General features: G+C 53.6%; 24 protein-coding genes and 1 tRNA gene. 12 read left to right on the top strand and 13 right to left on the bottom strand.

Annotation, left to right across the window (positions count from 1 at the left end; genetic code table 11):
- Positions 1 to 5 precede the first annotated feature (5 nt).
- The 4 genes from RR877_RS02000 to RR877_RS01985 all read right to left on the bottom strand — a co-directional run bounded on the left by RR877_RS02000 (position 6) and on the right by RR877_RS01985 (position 3584).
- Complete coding sequence (locus RR877_RS02000) at positions 6 to 422, bottom strand: hypothetical protein (protein ID WP_280800701.1); 417 nt, start codon at positions 420 to 422, stop codon at positions 6 to 8.
- Positions 423 to 614: 192 nt separating this feature from the next.
- Positions 615 to 1019 (bottom strand): hypothetical protein, encoded by a 405-nt coding sequence (locus RR877_RS01995; protein ID WP_280795815.1) that lies wholly within the window; start codon positions 1017 to 1019, stop codon positions 615 to 617.
- Positions 1020 to 1263: 244 nt separating this feature from the next.
- Positions 1264 to 2430, bottom strand: coding sequence for a DUF262 domain-containing protein (locus RR877_RS01990; RefSeq protein ID WP_332550512.1), 1167 nt, complete (start codon positions 2428 to 2430; stop codon positions 1264 to 1266).
- Positions 2427 to 3584 carry an adenine-specific methyltransferase EcoRI family protein gene (locus tag RR877_RS01985; protein ID WP_332550511.1) on the bottom strand — a complete coding sequence of 386 codons (1158 nt, stop codon included), beginning with the start codon at positions 3582 to 3584 and terminating at the stop codon, positions 2427 to 2429. The genes RR877_RS01990 and RR877_RS01985 overlap by 4 nt, the downstream gene beginning before the upstream one ends.
- 111 nt (positions 3585 to 3695) lie before the next feature.
- Here RR877_RS01985 and RR877_RS01980 point away from each other — a divergent pair, with 111 nt between their 5' ends.
- Positions 3696 to 3989 carry a helix-turn-helix transcriptional regulator gene (locus tag RR877_RS01980; protein ID WP_332550510.1) on the top strand — a complete coding sequence of 98 codons (294 nt, stop codon included), beginning with the start codon at positions 3696 to 3698 and terminating at the stop codon, positions 3987 to 3989.
- 138 nt (positions 3990 to 4127) lie between these two features.
- Here RR877_RS01980 and RR877_RS01975 read toward each other — a convergent pair whose 3' ends face one another.
- Together RR877_RS01975 and RR877_RS01970 are read right to left on the bottom strand one after the other, a co-directional pair.
- Positions 4128 to 4916, bottom strand: a complete 789-nt coding sequence (locus tag RR877_RS01975) for a DUF3800 domain-containing protein (protein ID WP_332550509.1) — start codon at positions 4914 to 4916, stop codon at positions 4128 to 4130.
- Positions 4917 to 5024: 108 nt separating this feature from the next.
- Positions 5025 to 5107: transfer RNA gene (locus RR877_RS01970), tRNA-Leu, on the bottom strand.
- A gap of 143 nt (positions 5108 to 5250) precedes the next feature.
- On the opposite strand from RR877_RS01970, the gene RR877_RS01965 reads away from it, so the two are divergent.
- From RR877_RS01965 to pknB, 7 genes are read left to right on the top strand one after another with little or no spacing between them, the layout of a single operon-like run.
- Positions 5251 to 6000: a DUF3662 and FHA domain-containing protein gene (locus RR877_RS01965; RefSeq protein ID WP_280800699.1), complete on the top strand. Its 750-nt coding sequence runs from the start codon at positions 5251 to 5253 to the stop codon at positions 5998 to 6000.
- Positions 5993 to 6517 carry an FHA domain-containing protein gene (locus tag RR877_RS01960; protein WP_277494518.1) on the top strand — a complete coding sequence of 175 codons (525 nt, stop codon included), beginning with the start codon at positions 5993 to 5995 and terminating at the stop codon, positions 6515 to 6517. The genes RR877_RS01965 and RR877_RS01960 overlap by 8 nt, the downstream gene beginning before the upstream one ends.
- Positions 6518 to 6526: 9 nt before the next feature.
- Positions 6527 to 7756 carry a protein phosphatase 2C domain-containing protein gene (locus tag RR877_RS01955; RefSeq protein ID WP_332627636.1) on the top strand — a complete coding sequence of 410 codons (1230 nt, stop codon included), beginning with the start codon at positions 6527 to 6529 and terminating at the stop codon, positions 7754 to 7756.
- Complete coding sequence (locus RR877_RS01950) at positions 7756 to 9147, top strand: FtsW/RodA/SpoVE family cell cycle protein (protein ID WP_332550507.1); 1392 nt, start codon at positions 7756 to 7758, stop codon at positions 9145 to 9147. The genes RR877_RS01955 and RR877_RS01950 overlap by 1 nt, the downstream gene beginning before the upstream one ends.
- Positions 9144 to 10601, top strand: coding sequence for a penicillin-binding transpeptidase domain-containing protein (locus RR877_RS01945; protein WP_332550506.1), 1458 nt, complete (start codon positions 9144 to 9146; stop codon positions 10599 to 10601). Before RR877_RS01950 ends, RR877_RS01945 begins: the two co-directional genes overlap by 4 nt.
- Positions 10598 to 12268 carry a protein kinase gene (locus tag RR877_RS01940; protein WP_110234788.1) on the top strand — a complete coding sequence of 557 codons (1671 nt, stop codon included), beginning with the start codon at positions 10598 to 10600 and terminating at the stop codon, positions 12266 to 12268. The genes RR877_RS01945 and RR877_RS01940 overlap by 4 nt, the downstream gene beginning before the upstream one ends.
- A 31-nt stretch (positions 12269 to 12299) precedes the next feature.
- Positions 12300 to 14060, top strand: a complete 1761-nt coding sequence (pknB, locus tag RR877_RS01935) for a Stk1 family PASTA domain-containing Ser/Thr kinase (RefSeq protein WP_332627635.1) — start codon at positions 12300 to 12302, stop codon at positions 14058 to 14060.
- A 3-nt stretch (positions 14061 to 14063) separates the two neighbouring features.
- Here the strand turns inward: pknB and RR877_RS01930 are convergent, their stop codons facing one another.
- The 3 genes from RR877_RS01930 to RR877_RS01920 are packed head-to-tail and all read right to left on the bottom strand — an operon-like array spanning position 14064 to position 15582.
- The gene (locus tag RR877_RS01930; protein WP_332627633.1) at positions 14064 to 14696 is read right to left on the bottom strand and encodes a gamma-glutamyl-gamma-aminobutyrate hydrolase family protein; all 633 of its coding nucleotides are present in this window, start codon (positions 14694 to 14696) and stop codon (positions 14064 to 14066) included.
- A complete protein-coding gene (locus RR877_RS01925; RefSeq protein ID WP_204163616.1) occupies positions 14693 to 14851 on the bottom strand; it encodes a hypothetical protein in 159 nt (52 codons plus the stop codon). The genes RR877_RS01930 and RR877_RS01925 overlap by 4 nt, the downstream gene beginning before the upstream one ends.
- On the bottom strand, positions 14851 to 15582 hold the full coding sequence (locus RR877_RS01920; protein ID WP_332550503.1) for a class E sortase: 732 nt from the start codon (positions 15580 to 15582) through the stop codon (positions 14851 to 14853). The genes RR877_RS01925 and RR877_RS01920 overlap by 1 nt, the downstream gene beginning before the upstream one ends.
- 71 nt (positions 15583 to 15653) lie before the next feature.
- Here RR877_RS01920 and RR877_RS01915 point away from each other — a divergent pair, with 71 nt between their 5' ends.
- The gene (locus tag RR877_RS01915; RefSeq protein WP_110234792.1) at positions 15654 to 15899 is read left to right on the top strand and encodes a cell division protein CrgA; all 246 of its coding nucleotides are present in this window, start codon (positions 15654 to 15656) and stop codon (positions 15897 to 15899) included.
- Positions 15900 to 15958: 59 nt separating this feature from the next.
- On the opposite strand, the gene RR877_RS01910 is transcribed toward RR877_RS01915, so the two are convergent.
- Together RR877_RS01910 and RR877_RS01905 are read right to left on the bottom strand one after the other, a co-directional pair.
- Entirely contained in the window at positions 15959 to 16840 is an 882-nt protein-coding gene (locus RR877_RS01910; RefSeq protein WP_332550502.1) for a rhomboid family intramembrane serine protease, read from the bottom strand.
- A 6-nt stretch (positions 16841 to 16846) separates the two neighbouring features.
- Complete coding sequence (locus tag RR877_RS01905) at positions 16847 to 17386, bottom strand: peptidylprolyl isomerase (protein WP_110234794.1); 540 nt, start codon at positions 17384 to 17386, stop codon at positions 16847 to 16849.
- Between the two features lie 100 nt (positions 17387 to 17486).
- On the opposite strand from RR877_RS01905, the gene RR877_RS01900 reads away from it, so the two are divergent.
- The 3 genes from RR877_RS01900 to RR877_RS01890 are packed head-to-tail and all read left to right on the top strand — an operon-like array spanning position 17487 to position 19650.
- Positions 17487 to 17957 (top strand): hypothetical protein, encoded by a 471-nt coding sequence (locus RR877_RS01900; RefSeq protein WP_332550501.1) that lies wholly within the window; start codon positions 17487 to 17489, stop codon positions 17955 to 17957.
- A gap of 6 nt (positions 17958 to 17963) precedes the next feature.
- Positions 17964 to 18602 (top strand): LON peptidase substrate-binding domain-containing protein, encoded by a 639-nt coding sequence (locus tag RR877_RS01895; protein ID WP_332550500.1) that lies wholly within the window; start codon positions 17964 to 17966, stop codon positions 18600 to 18602.
- A gap of 19 nt (positions 18603 to 18621) precedes the next feature.
- Positions 18622 to 19650, top strand: a complete 1029-nt coding sequence (locus RR877_RS01890; RefSeq protein ID WP_332550499.1) for a peptidoglycan bridge formation glycyltransferase FemA/FemB family protein — start codon at positions 18622 to 18624, stop codon at positions 19648 to 19650.
- 3 nt (positions 19651 to 19653) lie between these two features.
- Here the strand turns inward: RR877_RS01890 and RR877_RS01885 are convergent, their stop codons facing one another.
- Both RR877_RS01885 and RR877_RS01880 read right to left on the bottom strand, forming a co-directional pair.
- The gene (locus RR877_RS01885; RefSeq protein WP_332550498.1) at positions 19654 to 20001 is read right to left on the bottom strand and encodes a HepT-like ribonuclease domain-containing protein; all 348 of its coding nucleotides are present in this window, start codon (positions 19999 to 20001) and stop codon (positions 19654 to 19656) included.
- Entirely contained in the window at positions 19994 to 20500 is a 507-nt protein-coding gene (locus tag RR877_RS01880; RefSeq protein WP_332550497.1) for a nucleotidyltransferase domain-containing protein, read from the bottom strand. The genes RR877_RS01885 and RR877_RS01880 overlap by 8 nt, the downstream gene beginning before the upstream one ends.
- Position 20501 lies beyond the last annotated feature (1 nt).

The raw sequence follows: 20501 nt of genomic DNA, 5'->3' as shown, positions 1-20501 counted from the left end.
GGTACTTACTTGACGTTGACAGTGAAGGTGACAACCTGACCAGTGGTCTTATTGGTCAGCTCAACCTTGGTGGTTCCAGCTGCAGTTCCCTGAAGACCAGGGTTCATGACAGCGTCACCAGACTTACCACCAGCGGTGAAGGCTGCGACTGCGGGGTCTGAGATCACTGCAGACCAGTCAGCTGGGTCGGTGTCACCGGTGGTGATGTCGACAAAGCCACCGTTGCTAATGTCAATGGTTTGTCCGTCTGCGGTTGCGACGTCAATAATTGTGGGTGCCACTACCTGGCTGGTTTCGCTGGACTCGTCTGCACCAGAGCTGTCTTCGTCAGCAGCAGTTGAGCATGCCGAGAGGCTGATTGCGGTAGCAGCTGCGAGAGCGACAAATGCACTTGCTTTTGCGATGTTCTTGTTCTTCATCATGATTGCTTTTCTCCTTGGGTTGTGAAGTCTTTGCTGTGTGAGCGGGTTGCTCTTGAGACAACGTTATCTCTGTACCATTCGTTTAAGTTGGGATTTAGCTGTGTGTAGTCTGAGAGTTTTCTGGGAGCTATGTGAGTGGGTTAAACAACAAGAGGGCGCCCCCGAAGGGACGCCCTCTGTGTGTAAACCGAATTACTTCAGAAGTACCTGGATGTTGAGAACCTTGGGCTCTTCACCGGTAAAGGTAAAGGTCACGGTTGACTCGCCACCGGAGAGTGCAAGTAGACCCGCGGAGTACTGAGTGTCGTTTTCGTAAGCTGCGGCTGAGTACTCAACAACCTTGGGGTCAGAGATGTCGACAGTTACTTCTCCGTCGTTGATGCCGCCGTAGTTGATGTTGACAACCTGGCCTACAACAAGCTCCAGGGTCTGGCCGTCTATGTCCTGGTAGTTCAGTTCGATGGGAGCAACAATGTCTCCACCGATGGCTGACTGAGTGGGCTCAGGTGCGGGGGTTGCACAAGCCGAAAGACCGAAAGTTGCGACAGAAGCAATTGCTGCAACAACAGCAACCTTGCGCAGTGTGAACTTAGTCATGAAAATGACTCCTTAGTGATGAGGTGGTGCGCAACGGTGCGCACTGCAATTCTGGCAGTTAGCTGAGCAAAAGCAGACTATTGGTCGATAACGATGTGGTGAACACTTTGATGAGGGATTGCCCGTGGTCTTTATTGAGCGCCGAAGGATTAAGTGTCTATGAAGGTATTTGCTTTGGGAACTTGTTCAATTAAGCTTCATATGTAAAGCCTCTGGCCCTTCTCGCCAGAGGCTTTGCTTTTTGCTAGCGATTACCTTTAGCTCGGTTGTGCGTCTTACAAAGCAACTCGCAGTTTTCGGCCGAGGTAGCACCGCCCTTGCTCCACGCCGCAACGTGGTCGGCATCCATTTCCTCAAGCTTCCACATTTTGGCTTTGTTCGCGTCGTGCCCCAATGCACAGTGAGAACAGTTGGAACGCCCGGCATTCTGAGCGTCTTGTGTTTGCTCGGCAAACGTCGACTTCTTCGTGGCGTCGTCGAAGACCCGCACCTCAAGCAGCTTGGTTTCTTGAGAGCCGCCAAGCACGTATTCCCAGATGCCCTTGCGGTTCTTCACATATGAGTCGCCATAGAGAGCCTGCACGGCTTCAGACACCTTGCTGGGGTTGTAGGCAGTGCCATGGAACTGTTCATAAAGGCGACCCCATTCCAATCCCCGCATCTCGCTCTCCACATCAGTGAAAACGGAGGAAACCCAATCAATGACAGAAGTGAAGTAATTCTTCACTTCCGTGATCTCACGGTCATTACGGTGCTGGCTCATGTAACCGCCAATGTTGGCCTTGCCTTTGCTCACCCACTCCAGTGCACGTTCCCAGAAATCCTGACGAAGAGCAGAACCGCTGACGTAGGCACTCCACTTCATGATGTTGGAGTTCTGGCTGTTACTGAACTCTGCTTTACCTGCCGTCACAAACGGCCCTGAATACACAGCGTTGAGAAGTTCTTGGTCATTCAAAGGAACACCAACAGTGTTGATGGTCTTGAACCACTCTTTGATTTCGCTCTCGGTGCCTTCACATTCATAGACAAGAATCTCTGAGTTCAGGATGATTTCTTGTTTGTCCTTTGGGAGGCCAGAGAAATATTGCTCCATGCCACGTTCATCTTTGATAGCGAACTTGCCCGTGATGAAGCGGCCAAAGCTGGTGATGCGTTGCTGGCCATCAAGAACTTCGAGGTTGTCCTCGTGCACCTTGTTGAAATAGATCAATCCAAGTGGGTAACCCTTGAGCAGTGACTCAATCACAGCAACGTCTCTCTTGCCATCGGCATAGATGTAGTTGCGCTGGTACTCGGGCTGAATGGTTAGACGTCCTGCCAAGCCAAAAAGACCTTTACCCTCGAGCTCGTTATAGACGAAGCCTTCGGAGAGTTCCTTGACGGAGTAGTGGTTCAGGGTTGTCTTCACTTTTTTACCTGCTTGTGTTTGATGATGATGCGTTGATAAGGAACAACAACAGTTTCATCACGTCGGTAAACAAGGTTGTTCCACTTTGCGCTTATCTGGCCTTTGTTTCCCTGTGCGTAATAGTCGTCAACAAACTTCTGCCCAACAGGCTTGATTCCCAGTTCATTTGCCATGGTTTGTCCATTGCCTAATATTTCAAACTGTTCAGGGTTGTATTTACTGAGGAAACTTATTGGGACGCCCATCAATCCACTGAAGTCAGCAGGAATCGAATCTGTAAATGGAACCTCGATGGCATCAAAGTTTTCGTAATTGGTATACCCAACACCTTTGACTTCTTTGTGCTTACTGAACTTGATGTTGTCTTTTTCTGACATCAAAGAAAGTGGTTCATGGCGAAGACCATGATCCAGGTTCGTGAACCAGCGAATTCCTGGGACTCTCAGAAATACATTGCCATCCTCATCGGTCCTTCTTGATGGTGAGCGGGTGATGCTTGTTGGAGGAATTCGGAACTCTCTATCTCCTGAGTGAATAGAAGCACCAAGCCAGAGTTTGTTCTCCTTTATGAGCGGGAACACCTCTTTGTAAGTAATCGCATTCATATTGCCGAGAATCACATAGCTCTTATTTGCCTCTTCCAGCCAAGCCAGGAACTCCCTGAACAACGAAAACGGTGGGTTCGTCACAACGATGTCTGCCTCGTCACGTAACTTCGTGATCTCTTCGCTGCGGAAGTCACCGCCACCTTCGAGATATGACCACTCGAGGTCATCAAAGTTGATGACGTTGTCACCTGTCTTGTCGTGGGTGAGGGTGAAGATCTTTCCCTTGGTCTGGGTCTTCTCTGGGTCATACCCAGGACTTTCCATTTCGAACAGTGTGGGCTGGTAAGGAATAGCGTCTGGCTTGCTGTCCGGGGCATAGCTCGTGCTGATCAGTTTCTTGAGGCCTAGGGCCTCAAAGTTCTGCGCAAAGTACTTGGTGAAGTTACTCCACTCGGGGTCATCGCAAGGCAGAAGAACAGTTTTGCCCCTGAACACATCTGGGTTGAATTCCAGATAGGCATTCATTTCTTTCTGGATGTCGACGAACTGCGTATAGAACTCATCGCCTTTTGCTTTTCGAGCATTTCCCAGGTCTTCGTTGGCCACCGCATCCCCCTGATGCCGCGGCCGGCGCCGCGGTTAGGGGTTAAAAGTAGCGTTAATACCTCAGGCTTTTAAACTCTGGTTAATGAAGTGTGATGCCGGAACGCTTGAGGTATGGATTCAATTGCTTCTGCGGCGGCTCAAATACTGGGAAGCCGGCTCCGCGAACGCCGCGAAAGCCTCGGCTTAAGCCAGGAGGATGTAGCTCACATGTCTGCAATGCATGTGTCCAACTACGGCAAGATCGAGCGCGGTCGCGCGAATCCAAACTTGCACACTCTTCTGCGCATTACGAGCGTTCTCGAGGTTGACCCTGGCCTGATGATCTCTGGGCTCAGTGGCGACATGGTGACGGCAAAGCCACACAAACTGACCGCAGCCGAGCTCATCAAGGCACGACAGGGTTAGTTCAACTGTTCGACGACACCCAGCTACCAGGGTTTTTAGCTGAATGACAGTGGGTGGGTTTATATTGTTATTAGGACCAATCCACCCCCTTTGGGTGAGGGCGGCCCTAGCCGCCCCCGGGTTAAACCGGGGGCCTTTTTATGCCTGAAGTGTGACTATGGCTTTCGGCTCACCCAGTCGTACACCAGTTACTCGAGAGAGCAATGCATCTCCGTACAGGTCCCAAGAATCCTGGGGCACTATTTGCTGGACTTTTTCCGTCCCGGGATGAAGCCGCCTATAGGCGGCGTATGCGGCGAAATCCGCCATTTGAATGAAGTAGCTTGCTTGAGAGTCTCTGGAAACTGGATCTTCAACAAGATTCTTGAAAGGTCGAGCAATCAAACCTGAGCCGGTTTGAGATCCAGCTGTGAGCCGTCGTCGTGACCACCGAGCTAATTTCCGAATTGATTCATCTTCCCCGTGATCGTGTACAAGTTGAACTGTTGAGGCCCCTAAGGCATCACTCGTTCGTTCCAAGCGTTGGAACAATCGAACCCAAGATTCGTCGAACAGCTGACTACCGGTGAGGCGTCCGGATTTTGTTGCTACAACAGCAAATACGTGGAGGTATGGATTTTCAGCAACGAATTTCACGTGGCTTCTGAAAATTAGGCTGCGCTCCCCAGGAGATAAATTGAGATGTTTGAGCGTTCCAGTTCCTCGGAGCACATAATTTGCCTTCAGTTCCGACCTCATCGGTATTTTGAATTTACTTTTCAGCCTTCTTCTAAATTCAACAAACTCATCGAGGACGCCGCCCCAATGAGCGCTATTGATTACTACACAGCCCAAAGTGTAAGTAGTCGAAGACTGTTGTTTGCCAAACCCGGTATCTCCTGACTCATCGATATATGAAAGCAGGTGTCCTGGGTCGAGGTTCCTCATATCGCGAATATACCTAATGCCTCAGACAATGAGCGGTATGAAATTTATGCGGTGACTTTTCAAGAGCAAAAGAAAAATCCCCGGTATGACTACCGGGGATTTCGTTCGTGCGCGAGGGGGGACTTGAACCCCCACGCCCTTGCGGGCACTGGCACCTGAAGCCAGCGCGTCTGCCATTTCGCCACTCGCGCGAACTGGTCGAGGCTATCACGGAGTGATACCTGTGCGCCATTTGAGCACAAGAGAAGGTGGCTGACTCCCGGCGCGCATCCAGCTTGCTCCAAGCTCGCCGAGTACGATTTGGGAAGGAGTTTTACCCTGATGAAGGAGACCGGTGGGCATTCTCGACAACCTTGAGCGCGGCTTGGAGCGCGTTGTCAATGGTGCGTTCGCGAAGACGTTCCGCTCGGGCTTGCAGCCCGTAGAAATCACCGCTGCACTGCGCCGTGAGCTCGACACCAAAGCTGCCGTTGTTTCTCGCGATCGCATTCTGGTTCCTAACAACTTCACTGTTCGGTTGGCACCCGATGACTACGAACGCATGAAGGCAATGGGGGCAACGCTCACCGATGAGCTCATTCGCCTCGTGACGAAGCACGCTGCTACCCAGCACTACCAGTTCGCTGGTGGTATCAAGGTTGCTCTGCGTTCAGACCCCTCTCTTGCTGTGGGTGTGGTGCAGGTTGATTCTGAGAACGTCAGCGGCTCGGTGACTTGGGTTGCCGTGCTGGAGATTGCCGGTAAGCGCTATCCCATCTCAAAGTCGCGCACTGTGATTGGTCGTGGCACTGAAGCCGACATCACCGTTGATGACTCTGGTATTTCTCGCAAGCACGTTGAGGTGCTGTGGGATGGAACCCGGGCTCAGGCTAATGACTTGGGCTCAACCAACGGTTCTAAGCTCAACGGTCAACGCCTCGTCTCCGCCGCACTTGAAGCAGACTCGGTGATCACCATCGGCCAGACCTCGATAGTTCTTCGCTTGCTCCCCCAAGCCAGTGGTGGAGCTTCGACTCCCGCTACAGAGACTGTGCAGACACCTCGCGCTGCTGAGCCCGGTGGATTCTGGGGTCCCCGTGAGTGAGCTCACACTTCTGATCCTGCGCATTGGATTCCTCATTGCGCTGTGGGTTTTCGTCTTCTTCGTGGTCTATGCCGTGCGCAGTGATCTCTTTGGTCAGCGTGTACGCAAGATGCCCGCTGCCTCTGCCGCGCCTGCGGTCTCCCCGGATGCCAGTGCGTTCCTCACCTCGGCACAGCCACGGATTGCCGCACCGGTTTCTGCAACAGAACTCGCTCCAGCCGACGGAACACCACTGAAACTCGTTATCACCTCCGGTGCACTTCAGGGTCAGGAACTTCCTCTCCAGGGCGACGTCATCACTATTGGTCGCTCGCCTGATTCCAGCCTGGTGATTCAGGACGACTACACCTCGACCCACCATGCACGTCTGGAAACTCGTGGAGGTAGCTGGCTCCTTCGTGACCTTGACTCCACCAACGGCACAACCCTTGCTGGTGCTCGTGTGACAAGCCCCACCCCTATTCCTTTGAACACACCTATTGTTGTGGGCTCGATGACCTTTGAGGTTCGCCGCTAGGCGCCTGTTATGTCCAAGCACAGCGCAGCCGCCTCGAACGTGGGCATGGTTCGAGCATCCAATCAGGATGCTGGCTACGCAGGTACGTATCTCAGCGTTGTTGCCGACGGCATGGGTGGCCATGCTGGTGGTGACGTTGCTTCCCACCTCGTCATTCGTCACCTGCTGCAGCTGGATAAGAAATATGAGGACGTTGTCGCCGCCCAGCAAGATCTCATCGCCACGTTGCTGCAGGCCAACGACATGCTCTCTGATGTTGTCTATGAACACCCAGAGCTTGCAGGGTTAGGAACAACCGTCAGTGCCATGCTTCGGGTAGGCACACAGGTTGTCATCGCCCACATTGGTGACTCACGCATTTATCTCCTGCGCGAGGGAAACCTCTCCCAAGTCACTGTGGACCACACCTTTGTTCAGCGCTTGATTGATAGCGGACGCATCACCGAGGAAGAGGCGCACGATCACCCACGTCGCTCCGTGCTCATGCGCGTTCTTGGTGACGTGGATGCATCACCGGAACTCGACACCACTGTTCTCGATGTTGCCGAAGGTGACCGGTGGATGCTGTGCTCAGATGGTCTCACCGGTGTTGTCTATAGCGACCGGTTAAAGCCTTTCTTGATGGAAGCAGAAACCGCTGATGATGCAGCTGACACTTTGGTGCAGGCGAGCCTCACCGGTGGTGCACCAGACAATGTCACCGTGGTGGTGGTTGACATCACGGCAGGTGAACCAGAAAGTATTTCCGAACTCGTGGGATCAGCTGCCGGTCCGATGGCCGTGAAGGCGCCTGAGGCCAAGCTCATTCCCACACCCAACTTGAAGCCTCGGCCAAAGCCGAAGAAGCTACCCATCTCCACTGGTGGCATGAGTGTTCCTCCCACTGCCCTCACTGCTCAGCTCGATGCGGTCAAGGCCAAGCGCATTCGCCGTCGTGCTGTGTTGATTGGCTCCATGATCTTGGTCTTAGGTGTGATTGTGATCAGCGCCATCCTGGGTTATCGCTGGAGCCAGACCCAGTTCTATGTGGGTAGCGATACAGACTCCGTGGTGATCTATCAGGGCATCTCGCAGAACGTGGCTGGGGTGAGTTTGTCCCACGTCTATGTCGATACAGATATTCCTCTGGCATCCCTGACTGCTTACCAACAGCAGCAAATCAAGAACGGGATTCCCTTCGGTAGTTACACCGAAGCCCAAGACCTCGTTGCCTCGCTCACTTCAGGAGCCACTGGGTAATGTCTGCACCTGCTACTCCTGACTTTGTCGCCACCGGTTCCATTGGTCGACTCAAACGCGTGCGCTCCTCCCAACGCATGCGCAACGTTGAGTTGATTCTGGTTCTTGTCGCGAGCGCTATCAATGTTGCCTCCCTTGTTCTTGTGCAGTGGGGCGTGCTGGGCAAAATTGATGCCGGTCCGCTCGCCATTTGTGGACTGCTTGCTGTGCTTGTCATCGCCATTCACGTCGCCATGAGGTTTGTGGCCCCGCAAGCAGATGCCCTCATTCTCCCCGTTGCCACCGTGCTCAATGGTCTCGGTATTGCCGAGATTTACCGCATCGATTTAGCGCTGGGCAATGAAGGCTGGGATTCGCTGGCTAATAAGCAGATTGCCTGGACTGCTTTGGCATTGGGTGCGGCACTTGCCACCATCATCCTGATCAAGCACCAGCGCATTCTCCAGCGCTATACCTATGTGGCTGGTCTGTTTGCTGTGATTTTGGTTGCACTGCCCATGGTTCCCGGTCTAGGTATTTCCATCAATGGTGCTCGTGTGTGGATCCAGCTGGGTACGCTGACTTTCCAGCCGGGCGAGATTGCCAAAATTGCCTTGGCAGTCTTCTTTGCCGGCTACCTCGTTCAGCGCCGCGAAAGTCTGTCGATGGTGGGGCGCACCTTCCTCGGAATGCGCTTCCCCCGCGGCCGTGACCTCGGGCCCATTATTGTGGTCTGGGCATTGTCGATGGCCGTCATCGTATTCCAGCGTGACCTGGGAACCGGTTTGCTGTTCTTTGGCTTGTTCCTCGTCATGCTCTATGTCGCTACCGGTCGCGGCAGCTGGGTTGCCCTGGGTCTGAGCCTGGTTGGTCTCGGTGCCGTGGTGGCAAACCAAACCCTGGATTACGTCAATGGCCGCTTCGCTAACTGGTACGACGCATTCAATGACAACAACTTCTCTGCTGACGGTGGCAGCTACCAGCTGGTGCAAGGACTCTTTGGTCTAGCCCATGGAGGTGTGATCGGAACCGGTCTGGGCGAAGGAATGCCCGAAGTAACCCCGGTCTCTCAGAGTGACTACATCATTGCCAGCTTGGGTGAAGAACTCGGTCTGGCTGGAATCTTTGCCATCCTCTGCCTCTACTTACTCCTTGTCGGCCGAGGCCTTCGTATTGGTTTTGCTGGCCACGATGACTTCAGCAAGTTACTTGCTGTTGGCTTGTCTTTCACCATTGCACTGCAGTGCTTCATCGTGATTGGTGGTGTGATGCGCGTCATTCCTTTGACCGGTCTCACCACTCCTTTCCTTGCCGCCGGTGGTAGTTCACTGGTTGCTAACTGGATTATCGCTGCACTCCTGCTTCGCCTCTCTGATTCCATTCGGAGCGAGCCGAGGCTGGTGGTCGGATGAACCGGGAGCTCAAACGCGTCACCATGGTGGTGATTGGCATGTTTGTCGTGCTGTTCTTGGCGGCAAGTACGATTCAGGTCTTTACGGCAGATCTGCTCTACGCGGATTCCAGAAACACGCGCACCATCTTTGATAGCTACCGCTACAAGCGCGGCTCGATTTTGGTTGCTGGTGCACCCATTGCCGAATCTGTCCCCATCGAGGACAACTACCGATACCAGCGCACCTATCCCAACGCTGCGACCTATGCCAATGTCACCGGATATTTCACCCTGAACCAGGGCATGACCGGTATTGAAGGAACCCTCAATAACTATCTCAGCGGAAAAACTGGGTCGCAGTTCCTCAACCAGCTCAACTCCATCCTGACCGGTCAAGAACCTCAAGGAGCCACTGTTGCTTTGACGCTGGACCCTGTGATGCAGCAAGCCGCATTTGATGCTCTTGGGGACTATGAGGGTGCGGTTGTCGTGACCGAGCCCAGCACCGGCAAAATCCTCGTGATGGCATCCAAGCCAAGTTATGACCCCAACATGCTTGCCTCTCACAATGCCGACGAAGTTATTGCGACCTATGACGCCCTCAATTCAGATCCGCTTAAGCCCCTGATCAATAAGGCCATCGCAGGTGACATGAACCCTCCTGGTTCTGTGTTCAAGCTGGTCATGGTTGCCGCGGCTCTGGAATCGGGGAAATACACTCCCGAAAGCACTTTCGATAATCCTTCTCGATTCCAGCTCCCGGGCACCGACGTATTCATTCAGAACTCGACTTTCACCTCGTGTGGGCCTGGTGCCACTGTCACCCTGGCAACGGCATTGCGTTTGAGCTGCAATATTCCCTTTGCCGAACTTGGACTGGAGCTCGGTCGCAAAGCCATTTTGGAACAAGCAAAGAAATTTGGCTTCAACACCTCGTTTGATGTGCCCATGAAAGCGGCAGCGAGTGAATTCCCGGTCGTCATGAATGACCCGCAGACAGCACTGTCCTCTTTTGGACAATATGACGTCCGCGCGACCCCGCTTCAAATAGCGATGGTCTCTGCTGCGATCGCCAATGGCGGCAAGGTGATGTATCCCACCGTGCTCGACCAAATCCTCGAACCCACGCTCAAACCAATTTCCCAGTTTGAAGCGAAAGAATTCTCTCAGGCAGTTAGCCCAGAAACGTCCGCGACCATCACCCAAATGATGATCAACAACGTAGATAACAGCAATCTCATAACTAATGTGAGAATTGAGGGAGTAAAGGTCGCGGGTAAAACTGGTACGGCCCAAAATGGGGACGGGGAACCGTACACATTCTGGTTCACCGGCTTCGCTCCGGCTGATGCTCCGAGATACGCCATCACTGTTGTAATAGAAAACGGTGGCGGGCTCGGACAAAATGGTTACACCAATGACATCGCAGTGCCAATCGCAAGAACAGTCCTAGAGGCAGGGTTAAACAAATGAGACCAACAGCTGGAATGACCTTCGGCGGTCGCTATGAGCTCCAGTCGCGCATTGCCATAGGTGGCATGGGCGAGGTATGGCAAGCAACTGACCTTGTCATTGGTCGCCTCGTCGCGATCAAGATCTTGAAGGACGAGTACCTGGGTGACCCCGGCTTCCTCGAGCGCTTCCGCGCCGAAGCTCGTCACGCTGCCTTGGTGAACCACGAAGGTATTGCAAATGTCTACGACTACGGCGAGGAAGAAGGCTCTGCCTACCTCGTCATGGAACTCGTTCCCGGCGAACCTCTCTCCGCAGTCATTGAGCGTGAGAAAACTCTGTCCATTGACAAGGTCTTGGACATCATTGCCCAGACTTCTGCCGCACTGCAAGCCGCGCACAGCGCTGGCCTCGTCCACCGCGACATCAAGCCCGGCAACATGCTCATTACCCCTGAAGGCCGCGTCAAAATCACCGACTTCGGTATTGCCCGTATTGCAGATCAGGTTCCCCTGACCGCAACCGGCCAGGTCATGGGTACTGTTCAGTACCTCTCGCCTGAACAGGCCTCTGGCCACCCCGCTTCACCGTCAACTGACATTTACTCGCTCGGTATCGTCGCCTACGAATGCCTCGCAGGTAAGCGCCCCTTCACTGGTGAATCACAGGTTGCCATTGCGATGGCTCAAATCAATGAAGAGCCTCCACCACTTCCAGACACCATAGCTGAGCCCGTGCGCAACCTGGTCTACTCCTGCATTGCAAAGAAGCCCGCAGATCGTCCCGCATCTTCAGCGAACCTTGCTCGTGCAGCTCAGGCCCTACGCCGCGGAGACCTGCAAGGTGCTGCTGCTGCAGTTCCTGGTGTTCTTGGCACCACAACCACCCCATTGGACGCAACCGTGGTGATGCCACGTACTGCTGAAACCGGAGCGACAACCGTTTTGAACATCCCCGATGCACCAGAGCCCGTTCAGTCCACTGAAAAGAAGAAGCGCAGTCCCTGGACGTGGCCGCTCATTGCTCTGATCGGTGTTCTCGTTCTGGTCTTGATTGGTGCTGTTGTGGCACTGACATCTGGTGGTAACTCACCCGAGCCAAAGCCCACCGACACCACACAGTCGGCTAGCCCGACTAAGTCCAAGACGCCCACAGCCACCCCCACGGGTTCTGCAACTCCCACCGCAGCAGCTATCAACAAGGCTGACTATGTGGGCAAGTCTCTGGCAGACGCCACCGCTGCGCTGGAAAAGCTCAACATGAATGTCAATGCCGTCAAGGGAACTGCGGCACCAAGTGCTGACAAGGTGGGTATCGTCTATGACGTCAACCCAACCGGTCCCCAGGTTCCAAACGGCACCACGATTAACGTGACCTACTACGGTGATCTTCCTGTTGCGCCAGCTCCTACAGCTGCACCGAGCCTCAACGATGACAACGCGACTCCTGGTCAGGCTCTCATCGCGACCTGGGCTGGATACACCTCCTGCCCATCTGGTCACAGCTTGGAAAGCTACACCGTTCTGGTTGACGGTTCCCCCGTCTCTTCGGTTCCAAACGCAACTGCTCCGTTCACAGCACCATCAGCTTTGGGTAACCACACCATTGCATACCAGGTGACGTGTGCTGGGCTTGCTATCTCAAACAGCTCTCCTCTGACAACCTTCACCGTCTCGGCGCTGGGCTAGATTAGACACATAGTCTTATCAAGGGGAATCAGTGCCACTGAGTAACAAGGTCATTTCTGGGCGCTACCAACTCACCAAGCTCATAGGCAGCGGTGGGATGGCAGATGTCTATGTGGCGCATGATTCTGTCCTTGGACGCAAAGTTGCCATTAAGGTTCTCAATGAGGAACTTGCTGCAAACAAGAAGTTCAGCCAGCGCTTCAAGCAGGAAGCTAAGTCTGCTTCCTCAATGGATCACCCCAACATCGTCCAGGTGTTAGACGCCGGTGAGACCACTGAGACAGATGAGAATGGCGTCAAGCACACCTATGCGTTCCTCGTCATGGAATACGTGGATGGCCTGGAGCTCTCCAAACTCGTTGCCCGAGGACCCCTCAAGGTTCCTGAGGCAATTCGTGTGACAAAGGAATTGCTTTCTGCTGTTGAATTTGCCCACAACAAAGGAATCGTTCACCGCGATATCAAGCCGGACAACATCATGCTCACGCGTGCTGGCAAGGTGAAGGTTCTCGACTTCGGTATTGCCCGTGCTGTGGCAGAAACCTTTGATGACATCGCCACTACAACATCCATCTTGGGCACAGCGGCCTACTTCTCTCCTGAACAAGCTCAGGGTCAGAAGGTCGATATTCGCACAGACATCTACGCCATTGGCATCGTGCTGTTTGAAATGTTGACCGGCAAGATTCCTTTCACCGGTGACACTGCTGTTGCGGTTGCCCACCAACACATTCATGCTCACCCCCCAGCACCTAGCTCCATCAACCCCAAGGTTTCGCTTGCGCTTGACCAGGTCGTATTCACGGCATTGGCCAAGGACAAAGTTGACCGCTTTCAGACAACTGCTGAATTTGGGCGAGAGTTGCGTTTAGCAGAAGCAGCAAAGGCAACTGCGCCTAAGGCCGTGAAAGCACAGCCGGTCGTCGAGAATGACGTTGATTCTTTATTGGGTTCACCCATTTCAGAACCAGCTGCTGAAAAATCTGACTCAATTTCAGAACTCCCTGACGATTTCCTTTTCCTCTTTGGTGATGACCCCCAAACTGCCCCCACGCTGATTCAGCCTGAGCAATTCCGTCCTGAACGCAAGCGAGTCATTACTGCCGTTGCCGTTATTGCTTTGGTCTTTGGCGCTATCGCCGGTATGGGTCTCTGGGTTGCAACTTTGCAGCCGACCAATATTTTCCCCTCCTCAACCGTGACCGTTCCCACGCTCAAGAACGTTGCCGAGAAGGATGCCGTCAAAGAACTTCAAGATCTAGATCTCATTACGAGCATCGTGGTTGAGAACTCTGCACTGGTCAAAAAAGGCAAGGTCATTCGCACCGAGCCTGAAAAGGGTGCTGTGATCGACCCCGGAACACCCATTACTGTTTATGTCTCTGCGGGCAAGACCATGGTGGAAGTTCCCCAGGTTGCAGATATGACGGTGGCTGATGCCAAGGTTCAACTGGAAGCAGTTGGTTTAGTTCTTGGCACAACTACTGAAAGTCACTCTCCTTCGTATGCGGCTGGCTTGGTTATCAGCACCACACCAACGTTGGGTACGAAACTCATTCAAGGTAGCAAGGTGAACGTTCTGGTCTCAGATGGAAAGATCGAGATTCCAGACCTCAAGGGCAAGACGGTCACCGACGCCAATAACCTCCTGAGCACTCTGTCGATTACTCCCACGGTTCAGGCAGATACGACCTGCGCTAAGGCTGAACAGCCCACGGTGCGCTCACAGTCTCCTGCTCCCGGTGTGGTGTCACAGGGAACCCCTGTCACCATTGCCTACTGCGCAGGTTAGTTCCTAGCGGATGAGTGGGCTCTTCGTCAGAGCCAGTTTCGCTGCGCCCTCAAGTCCACACACTTCCAACCAGTTGCCGAGCATGGTGTAGCCGCCTTCGGTCAAGACTGACTCCGGGTGGAACTGAACGCCATAAATCGGTGCTTCGGTGTGCTGAAGTCCCATGATGACTCCCCCCGCCGTTGAGCTGGTGACGACCAGTTCAGCAGGAACTGTCTCATTCACCACGGCAAGCGAGTGGTAACGGGTTGCCGTGAAGGGTTGGGGCACGGCGGTGTACAGCGTGCTGTCGTTGTGCGTGATCAGTGACGTCTTCCCGTGCATAAGCTCTTCGGCATTGGTCACCGTTGCACCAAAAGCTTCACCAATGGCCTGGTGGCCGAGGCACACACCCAGCAGCGGAATACCTTGCTTACGTGCGGAGTGCACGGCAGCAATAGAAACACCAGCATCTGAGGGCTTACCGGGGCCTGGTGAAACCAGTACCCCGTCATACTCTGCCAGAGTGGCATCTAGCTTGGCTAGAGGAATTTGGTCATTGCGCACAACAACGGTTTCGGCACCGAGCTCCTGCAAATACCCGTTGAGGGTATACACAAAGCTGTCGTAGTTATCGATTACCAAGATCCTGGTCATTGGTTAACCGTAACCTCTCGCACGGTAATTGCCGTATCCACAGCTGGGAACACAAACATCATCAACACGGTGATCACTACTGCGGCAGTCGCCGTCAAGATCGCAATCTTGATCCAGAGGCTGCCGGGCAATACTCGCCATAACGCTGCATACATCAGGACTCCACCTTCTGCGTCTTCGCCATTTCTGCTGGAGGACCAGCAGAATGTGGTCGCCACGATTCCAAAACGCTGTAGACAATCATGCGTTCTGCAGCACCCAAGAGGGGGTTGCAGGTGGTGATAGTCAAAATGCTTTGATCACCTGGAGATTCATTCGTTCCAGGAACGGGAAGCAGAACATCCACCGCAGAAGGAAGAACAAACTCATAGTTGCGGAACGCATAGGTGTAATAGCCATCAGCGGTTTCAACGTAAATCTTGTCGCCGACTTGAAGTTTGGGTGCGTCACCAAACGGACTTCCCCAGTTGGTGCGGTGAACCGCCACCGCAAAGTTGCCTGGCTGACCTGGCCATTGAGTGTCGGGGTAATGACCGTAATATCCGTTATTCAAAATGGTTGGGAGGTCGATTCCGTTTTTCACAACGCGTGTGGAATCCGAACCCAAGCGAGGGATATAGATAGTGGCGAACTTGGCGCCTTCACCCACGCCAGCAAAGGCAGGTGCCGGGCCAAAGTCTTCATTGGCGGGTGCTGAGGCCGTTTTATCTTTATCCGTAGACCACTCTTGAGTGAGTTCTTGAGAAGCCTTGTGTTGTTGATCTGCAACAACTGCATTGTTGATCCACAACTGCCATGCCAAAAACAACAGAACTATGGCACCGAAGGTGATGAGGAGTTCGCCAACAATGCCCATGACGCGGGAGAGAGTTGCTGGCTTGAACACGTATCAACTTTACCCGTCAGAACTGACCCATCCTGTGGAGCAGCTGAAGAAAGGGTAGACTTTTGAGCACTATGGCTGCAGAAAAGAAGAAGCGCACAAAGGCTCCTCGTAACCCCGAGGCGAGCGGCGCAGACGCACCGAACCCCGTATGGTTCAAGCCCGTTATGTTCGGCTTCATGCTGATCGGCTTGGTCTGGATCATTGTGTTTTACATCAGCCAGGGAACATTGCCCATCCTGGCCCTCGGTTCCTGGAACATCCTGGTCGGATTCGGCATTGCCTTCATCGGCTTCCTGATGACCACACGGTGGCGCTAACTCTAATTACACTCGTGTAATTCTCCCCATGTGGACAACCATGTGGATAACTTTTGTTGTTAACCCTGCACAAACATGGGGGCATGAGAGAGAGCTAATGCCACAAAAACGAGCACTGTCACGCTGACTAAAGCCAGTTGAAGTCTCTTTTGGGTGTATTTCCGAGTCTGGACGAAGATAAAGCCCAGCAGGGCTCCGCCCAGCAAACCACCCAAGTGCGCTTGCCAGGAGATACTCATGCCCGGCAAAAAGCCAATGACTAAGTTGATGCCCACCAGCACTAATAACTGGGTAGTTTCGCCGCCGAGCTTACGTTGGATCACTAAGAAGGCGCCCATCAAACCAAAGATCGCTCCTGATGCACCAACAACAAAGGTGTCGTGAGGCGCCCAGAACATCACTCCCAAGGAACCAGCAAGTCCAGAAGCTAAGTAGAGGGTGAGGAAACGTGCCCTGCCGAGCAAACGCTCGAGCATTTGCCCGAAAATCCACAACGTATACATATTCAGCAAGATGTGGAAAACAAAGCCTGTTGAGTGCGTAAAAACAGAGGTAATCATGCGCCAGGGCTCATAGGGAGCCCCGACGGCTGCGTATTCGCCATAGCTATACAGCGGCGAATAGGCCAAGTAATTTGTTGCTCCTAAACCAGGAATCCACTGAATCAGATAGAACAACGCTGTGATGGCAATCAGCGAATAGGTCACGACTGGCGTTTGGTTACTGCGGCCACCCAATGCCTCACGCCCCACGCGGGGTGCACGCGCTTGTGCTTGGCCTAAACACTCAGGGCAGATCACGCCAACTGGTGCCGGAATCTGGCACTGCACACACACCGGGCGTTCGCAGCGCTGGCACCGAATAAAGGTCGGTGCATCCGGGTGGCGGTAACAGGAAGGGGCTTCCTCAGCGGTAGCCCCAAAGCCTGTTTCGTTACTCACGAAGAGTTAGACCTGCTCGATGGTGATCGACTCGATCACGACGTCATCCAGGGGGCGGTCGCGACCATCGGTCGAAACATTGCCCAGCTGGTCAACAATGGCACGGCTGGCTTCATCTTCCACAGCACCGAAGATGGTGTGCTTGCCCTGCAACCAGGTCGTGGGAGCAGTGGTGATGAAGAACTGAGAACCGTTGGTTCCCTTACCGCCATAGGTTCCAGCGTTAGCCATCGCGAGGATGTAGGGCTGGGTGAAGTTGAGCTCGGGGTGAATCTCGTCATCGAACTGGTAGCCGGGGCCACCGGTACCGGTACCGAGTGGGTCGCCACCCTGGATCATGAAGTCGGGGATGATGCGGTGGAAGACAACGCCGTTGTAGAGAGGGTCGTTGCGCTTGGCACCGGTCTTGGGGTCAGTCCACTCGATATCTCCAGTGGCGAGACCTACGAAGTTCTTCACGGTCTTAGGAGCGTGGTTTCCGTAGAGGTTGATCTTGATGGGGCCAAGAGTGGTGTTCATCGTGGCAACTGCAGTGTGAATAGACATGGCTCAATCTTTTCACACGGCGCCTCACAAAATGCTCATCGTTCGCTCACCGGGGAACAGCTCTAGTGGCATTCACAGCCAACAGTGGCAAGATGTAACTATGGCTCGCAAAAAGATGACTGAAGCAGAAGCACTCAAGGCACACGCAGAAGAACTCCTGCACGAACAGCAACGCGTTCTCGCGCACGCTGGCTCGGTAGTGCGTGAAGCAAGCCGTGAACTCGGCCGGGTCACCAGCGAAGAGGTTTTCCCTCGCGTGGCCAGAGGAACTCGCGTAGCTGCACAGACCACTCGCGACAAGCTCGTCGATGAAGTGCTCCCCACCGTTGCCTCCGTTATTGGCTCAACTCTGTCTGTCATTGACGCCGCTCGCGACAAGCGTGTGAAGGAAGTGACCAAGCAGGTTGCCAAGCTCACTGCGGGCAAGAAAGTTGTTGCCCCTGCTGCTTCGTCGAGCGCGGGTAAGTACATTGCTGCTGGTATTGGTATCGCAGCACTTCTGGGTATTGGTTACGTTGTCTGGCAGACCTTCCGCGCCGACGACGAACTCTGGGTCTCTGAAGACGAATAAGCCCTCATGGCTTTAGTCCTGCCCCAATTTCCTGTGGGGTCAGTGTTGATGCCCTACATGCCTTTGGCGTTGCGCGTATTTGAACCTCGCTATCTCAAGCTCATGGGTGACCTTGTGGGATCTGAGAACCCCATCTTTGGTGTTCCCCTCTATCCGCAACGCGTAGCTGCCGGTGAACAACCTGAACGCCTCACCATTGGCACCGTGGCTAAAGTCGAAGACTTTGGCATGACCGATGAACACCTGGGCATCACCGCCACGGGCACCAAGAGATTTGTCATTACCAAGTGGCTGGAAGCTGACCCCTATCCTCGTGCCGAGGTGGCTTACCTGCCAGATCTGGTTTGGGATGAGAAGTTTGATTCTCAAAAAATGTCTCTTGAATTAGAAGTTCGTGGACTCCTCACCCGAGCCAGTGCTTATGGCGAGATGATGTGGGAGCCAGATACGGAAGTTTCTGAAGAGCCCGTTGCTGCTATCTGGCAATTGGCGGCCATGCTCCCTGTTCCTCCTCAGGAACAGCACACCATGCTCGAATCCGAAGACCTCGAAACCCTCATCGAAACTGCGCTGGCAATCTGCGCTGGCGGTAACCGCTTCCTTGATGGTCTCGATGCCGGGGAGTCACCCCAGCGCACAGACTGACCTGCGAGATACTTGAGCAATGACCGGCTCACAGTCCCCAGAATCATGGAATGACGCTGTGTTGCGCACGCAACACCACCCTCACTTCATGCAGTCTCTGGCTTGGGCACAGTTCAAGACGGGTTCCGGTTGGGAACCCTCCGGTCAGCACTTGACCAACGCCGCCGGTGAGGAAGTTCTTGCCGTTCAAGAGTTCACTCGTCCCGCCTTTGGCTTGGGCAACTTGATCCACGCCCCCCGCGTCTCCGGCATTACGCCAGACAAGGTGAAGGTTCTCACCGAGCACGCCAAGAAGTTGCGTGGGGGTAAGAACCTCGCATACAAGATCGAGACCTATCAGCAGAGCGACCCTGAACTCATTGCTGCGTATAAGAGCAATGGCTGGGTCGAGGCCTACCCTTCTCAGTATCAGTGGTCAGTCACTGTGGATCTCACCCCTGATGAAGAAACCATGTTTGCGAACTTTGGCCCCAAGGCGCGCAACCACCTTCGCTTTGCCATGAAGGCAGACATTGAGGTCAACCGTGTTCCCTTCGAGGAAAAGAACATTGGTCAACTCCTCGAACTGGTCGGTGGCACCAAAGATCGCTCTGGGGCCTTCTTCCGTTCCGAGGATTACCTCCGCAAAGCATGGGGCACCTTCGACGAAGCAGGACAGGCTCGTCTCTACATGGCTCACCATGAGGGCACCCTCATTGCCGCAGCTGTCGTCTTCACCTTCGGCAAAAAGGCCTGGTACAAAGACGGCGGCTCTATTCGCACCCAGAAGCGCCTGCCAGCACCTCACCTCATGCAGTGGACCATCATGCGCGATCTCAAAGCCGAAGGCTTTGAAGCCTATGACCTGGGTAACGTTCCAGATCCTGAGAACATCACTGCAGGCGCTATGGAAGGCCTCTGGCACTTCAAGACCGGCTTCAACTCAAACGTCGACACCTACATGCCCGCCTTTGAGTATCCGTTGAACTCTAAGCAGAAGCTGTGGAACAAGTTCGAGACCAAGTTTCTTGGCCTTTACTCGCGCCTGCGCAAGGACTACTGGTACTAATTCCTATTCTTGCCTTGGGTCGGCTTCGTGTTTCTCAATGAGTTGAGTAACAGCCTCGAGCAATAACGGGATTTCATTCAATGCCGCGTTCATGACAATCGGCTCTGCCGTGTCCCAGTATCGGTGTGCTAAATGATCCCTCATCCCTGTGATCAATTGCCACGGGATTTCAGGTGCAGACAGTCTTTGTTCCATATCCAGACCCTTTGCTGCTTCCCCTATTTCCACAAGGCGCATTCTGATTGCATCAAAACGCAGGCCCTTATCGATATGTGGCTCGTTTGCATATTGTTGGATAACCGCACAAGCCTGCTGAATATCTAGATAACGGGCAAAAGCATCCCTAACCAAAAGGGATTGCCTCGTTCAGAACTTCCTGCTTCATGTGAGACTTGAGTCCCTCTGAAGGAATCAAATCAACCTTCACCCCAAGAAGTTCTTGAATATCACCCTCAAGTTTCATCAGCCCCAATAAGCCCATGTCGGAAGATATGTCAACAACCAAGTCGATATCACTGTCTTTTGTTGCAGTACCTCGGGCTACACTTCCAAAAATTCTCATGTTGGATACTCCCGCATTTCTGCACAGATTCATGATCTTGTTCTTGTTGCGGTGGAGAAGTCCTAAGAAATCTGGAATGGGGACAACTCGGAGTTCTAGACCAATATTCATATCGCAGCCAGCAGCTTCAACCAATTTCATTAAAGTGCTGAGAGCAGGTTCTCTACGGCCAGATTCGTAGGCGCTGATTACGCTTTGAGTTATATGAGCTCGCACAGCTAGTTCACTCTGAGTCAGATGAGCTGTGCGGCGTGCGGCCTTGAGTATTTCCGCACTTGTTATGGCCATA

Origin of the sequence: Aurantimicrobium sp. (assembly GCF_036667855.1) — a bacterium.
GTDB lineage: Bacteria > Actinomycetota > Actinomycetes > Actinomycetales > Microbacteriaceae > Aurantimicrobium.
Note: the sequence above shows the minus strand (reverse complement) of the source record. Positions and strands in the feature narration are given on the sequence as shown.

Excerpts from the sequence above, each read along its gene's own strand:
- RR877_RS01955 (WP_332627636.1), top strand. The coding sequence starts at position 6,527 with ATGTCCAAGCACAGCGCAGCCGCCTCGAACGTGGGCATGGTTCGAGCA.
- RR877_RS01915 (WP_110234792.1), top strand. The coding sequence starts at position 15,654 with ATGGCTGCAGAAAAGAAGAAGCGCACAAAGGCTCCTCGTAACCCCGAG.
- RR877_RS01900 (WP_332550501.1), top strand. The coding sequence starts at position 17,487 with ATGGCTCGCAAAAAGATGACTGAAGCAGAAGCACTCAAGGCACACGCA.
- RR877_RS01980 (WP_332550510.1), top strand. The coding sequence starts at position 3,696 with ATGGATTCAATTGCTTCTGCGGCGGCTCAAATACTGGGAAGCCGGCTC.
- RR877_RS01895 (WP_332550500.1), top strand. The coding sequence starts at position 17,964 with ATGGCTTTAGTCCTGCCCCAATTTCCTGTGGGGTCAGTGTTGATGCCC.
- RR877_RS01945 (WP_332550506.1), top strand. The coding sequence starts at position 9,144 with ATGAACCGGGAGCTCAAACGCGTCACCATGGTGGTGATTGGCATGTTT.
- RR877_RS01890 (WP_332550499.1), top strand. The coding sequence starts at position 18,622 with ATGACCGGCTCACAGTCCCCAGAATCATGGAATGACGCTGTGTTGCGC.
- RR877_RS01880 (WP_332550497.1), bottom strand. The coding sequence starts at position 20,500 with ATGGCCATAACAAGTGCGGAAATACTCAAGGCCGCACGCCGCACAGCT.
- RR877_RS01995 (WP_280795815.1), bottom strand. The coding sequence starts at position 1,019 with ATGACTAAGTTCACACTGCGCAAGGTTGCTGTTGTTGCAGCAATTGCT.
- RR877_RS01950 (WP_332550507.1), top strand. The coding sequence starts at position 7,756 with ATGTCTGCACCTGCTACTCCTGACTTTGTCGCCACCGGTTCCATTGGT.
- RR877_RS01905 (WP_110234794.1), bottom strand. The coding sequence starts at position 17,386 with ATGTCTATTCACACTGCAGTTGCCACGATGAACACCACTCTTGGCCCC.
- RR877_RS01925 (WP_204163616.1), bottom strand. The coding sequence starts at position 14,851 with ATGTATGCAGCGTTATGGCGAGTATTGCCCGGCAGCCTCTGGATCAAG.
- RR877_RS01930 (WP_332627633.1), bottom strand. The coding sequence starts at position 14,696 with ATGACCAGGATCTTGGTAATCGATAACTACGACAGCTTTGTGTATACC.
- RR877_RS01975 (WP_332550509.1), bottom strand. The coding sequence starts at position 4,916 with ATGAGGAACCTCGACCCAGGACACCTGCTTTCATATATCGATGAGTCA.
- RR877_RS01940 (WP_110234788.1), top strand. The coding sequence starts at position 10,598 with ATGAGACCAACAGCTGGAATGACCTTCGGCGGTCGCTATGAGCTCCAG.
- RR877_RS02000 (WP_280800701.1), bottom strand. The coding sequence starts at position 422 with ATGATGAAGAACAAGAACATCGCAAAAGCAAGTGCATTTGTCGCTCTC.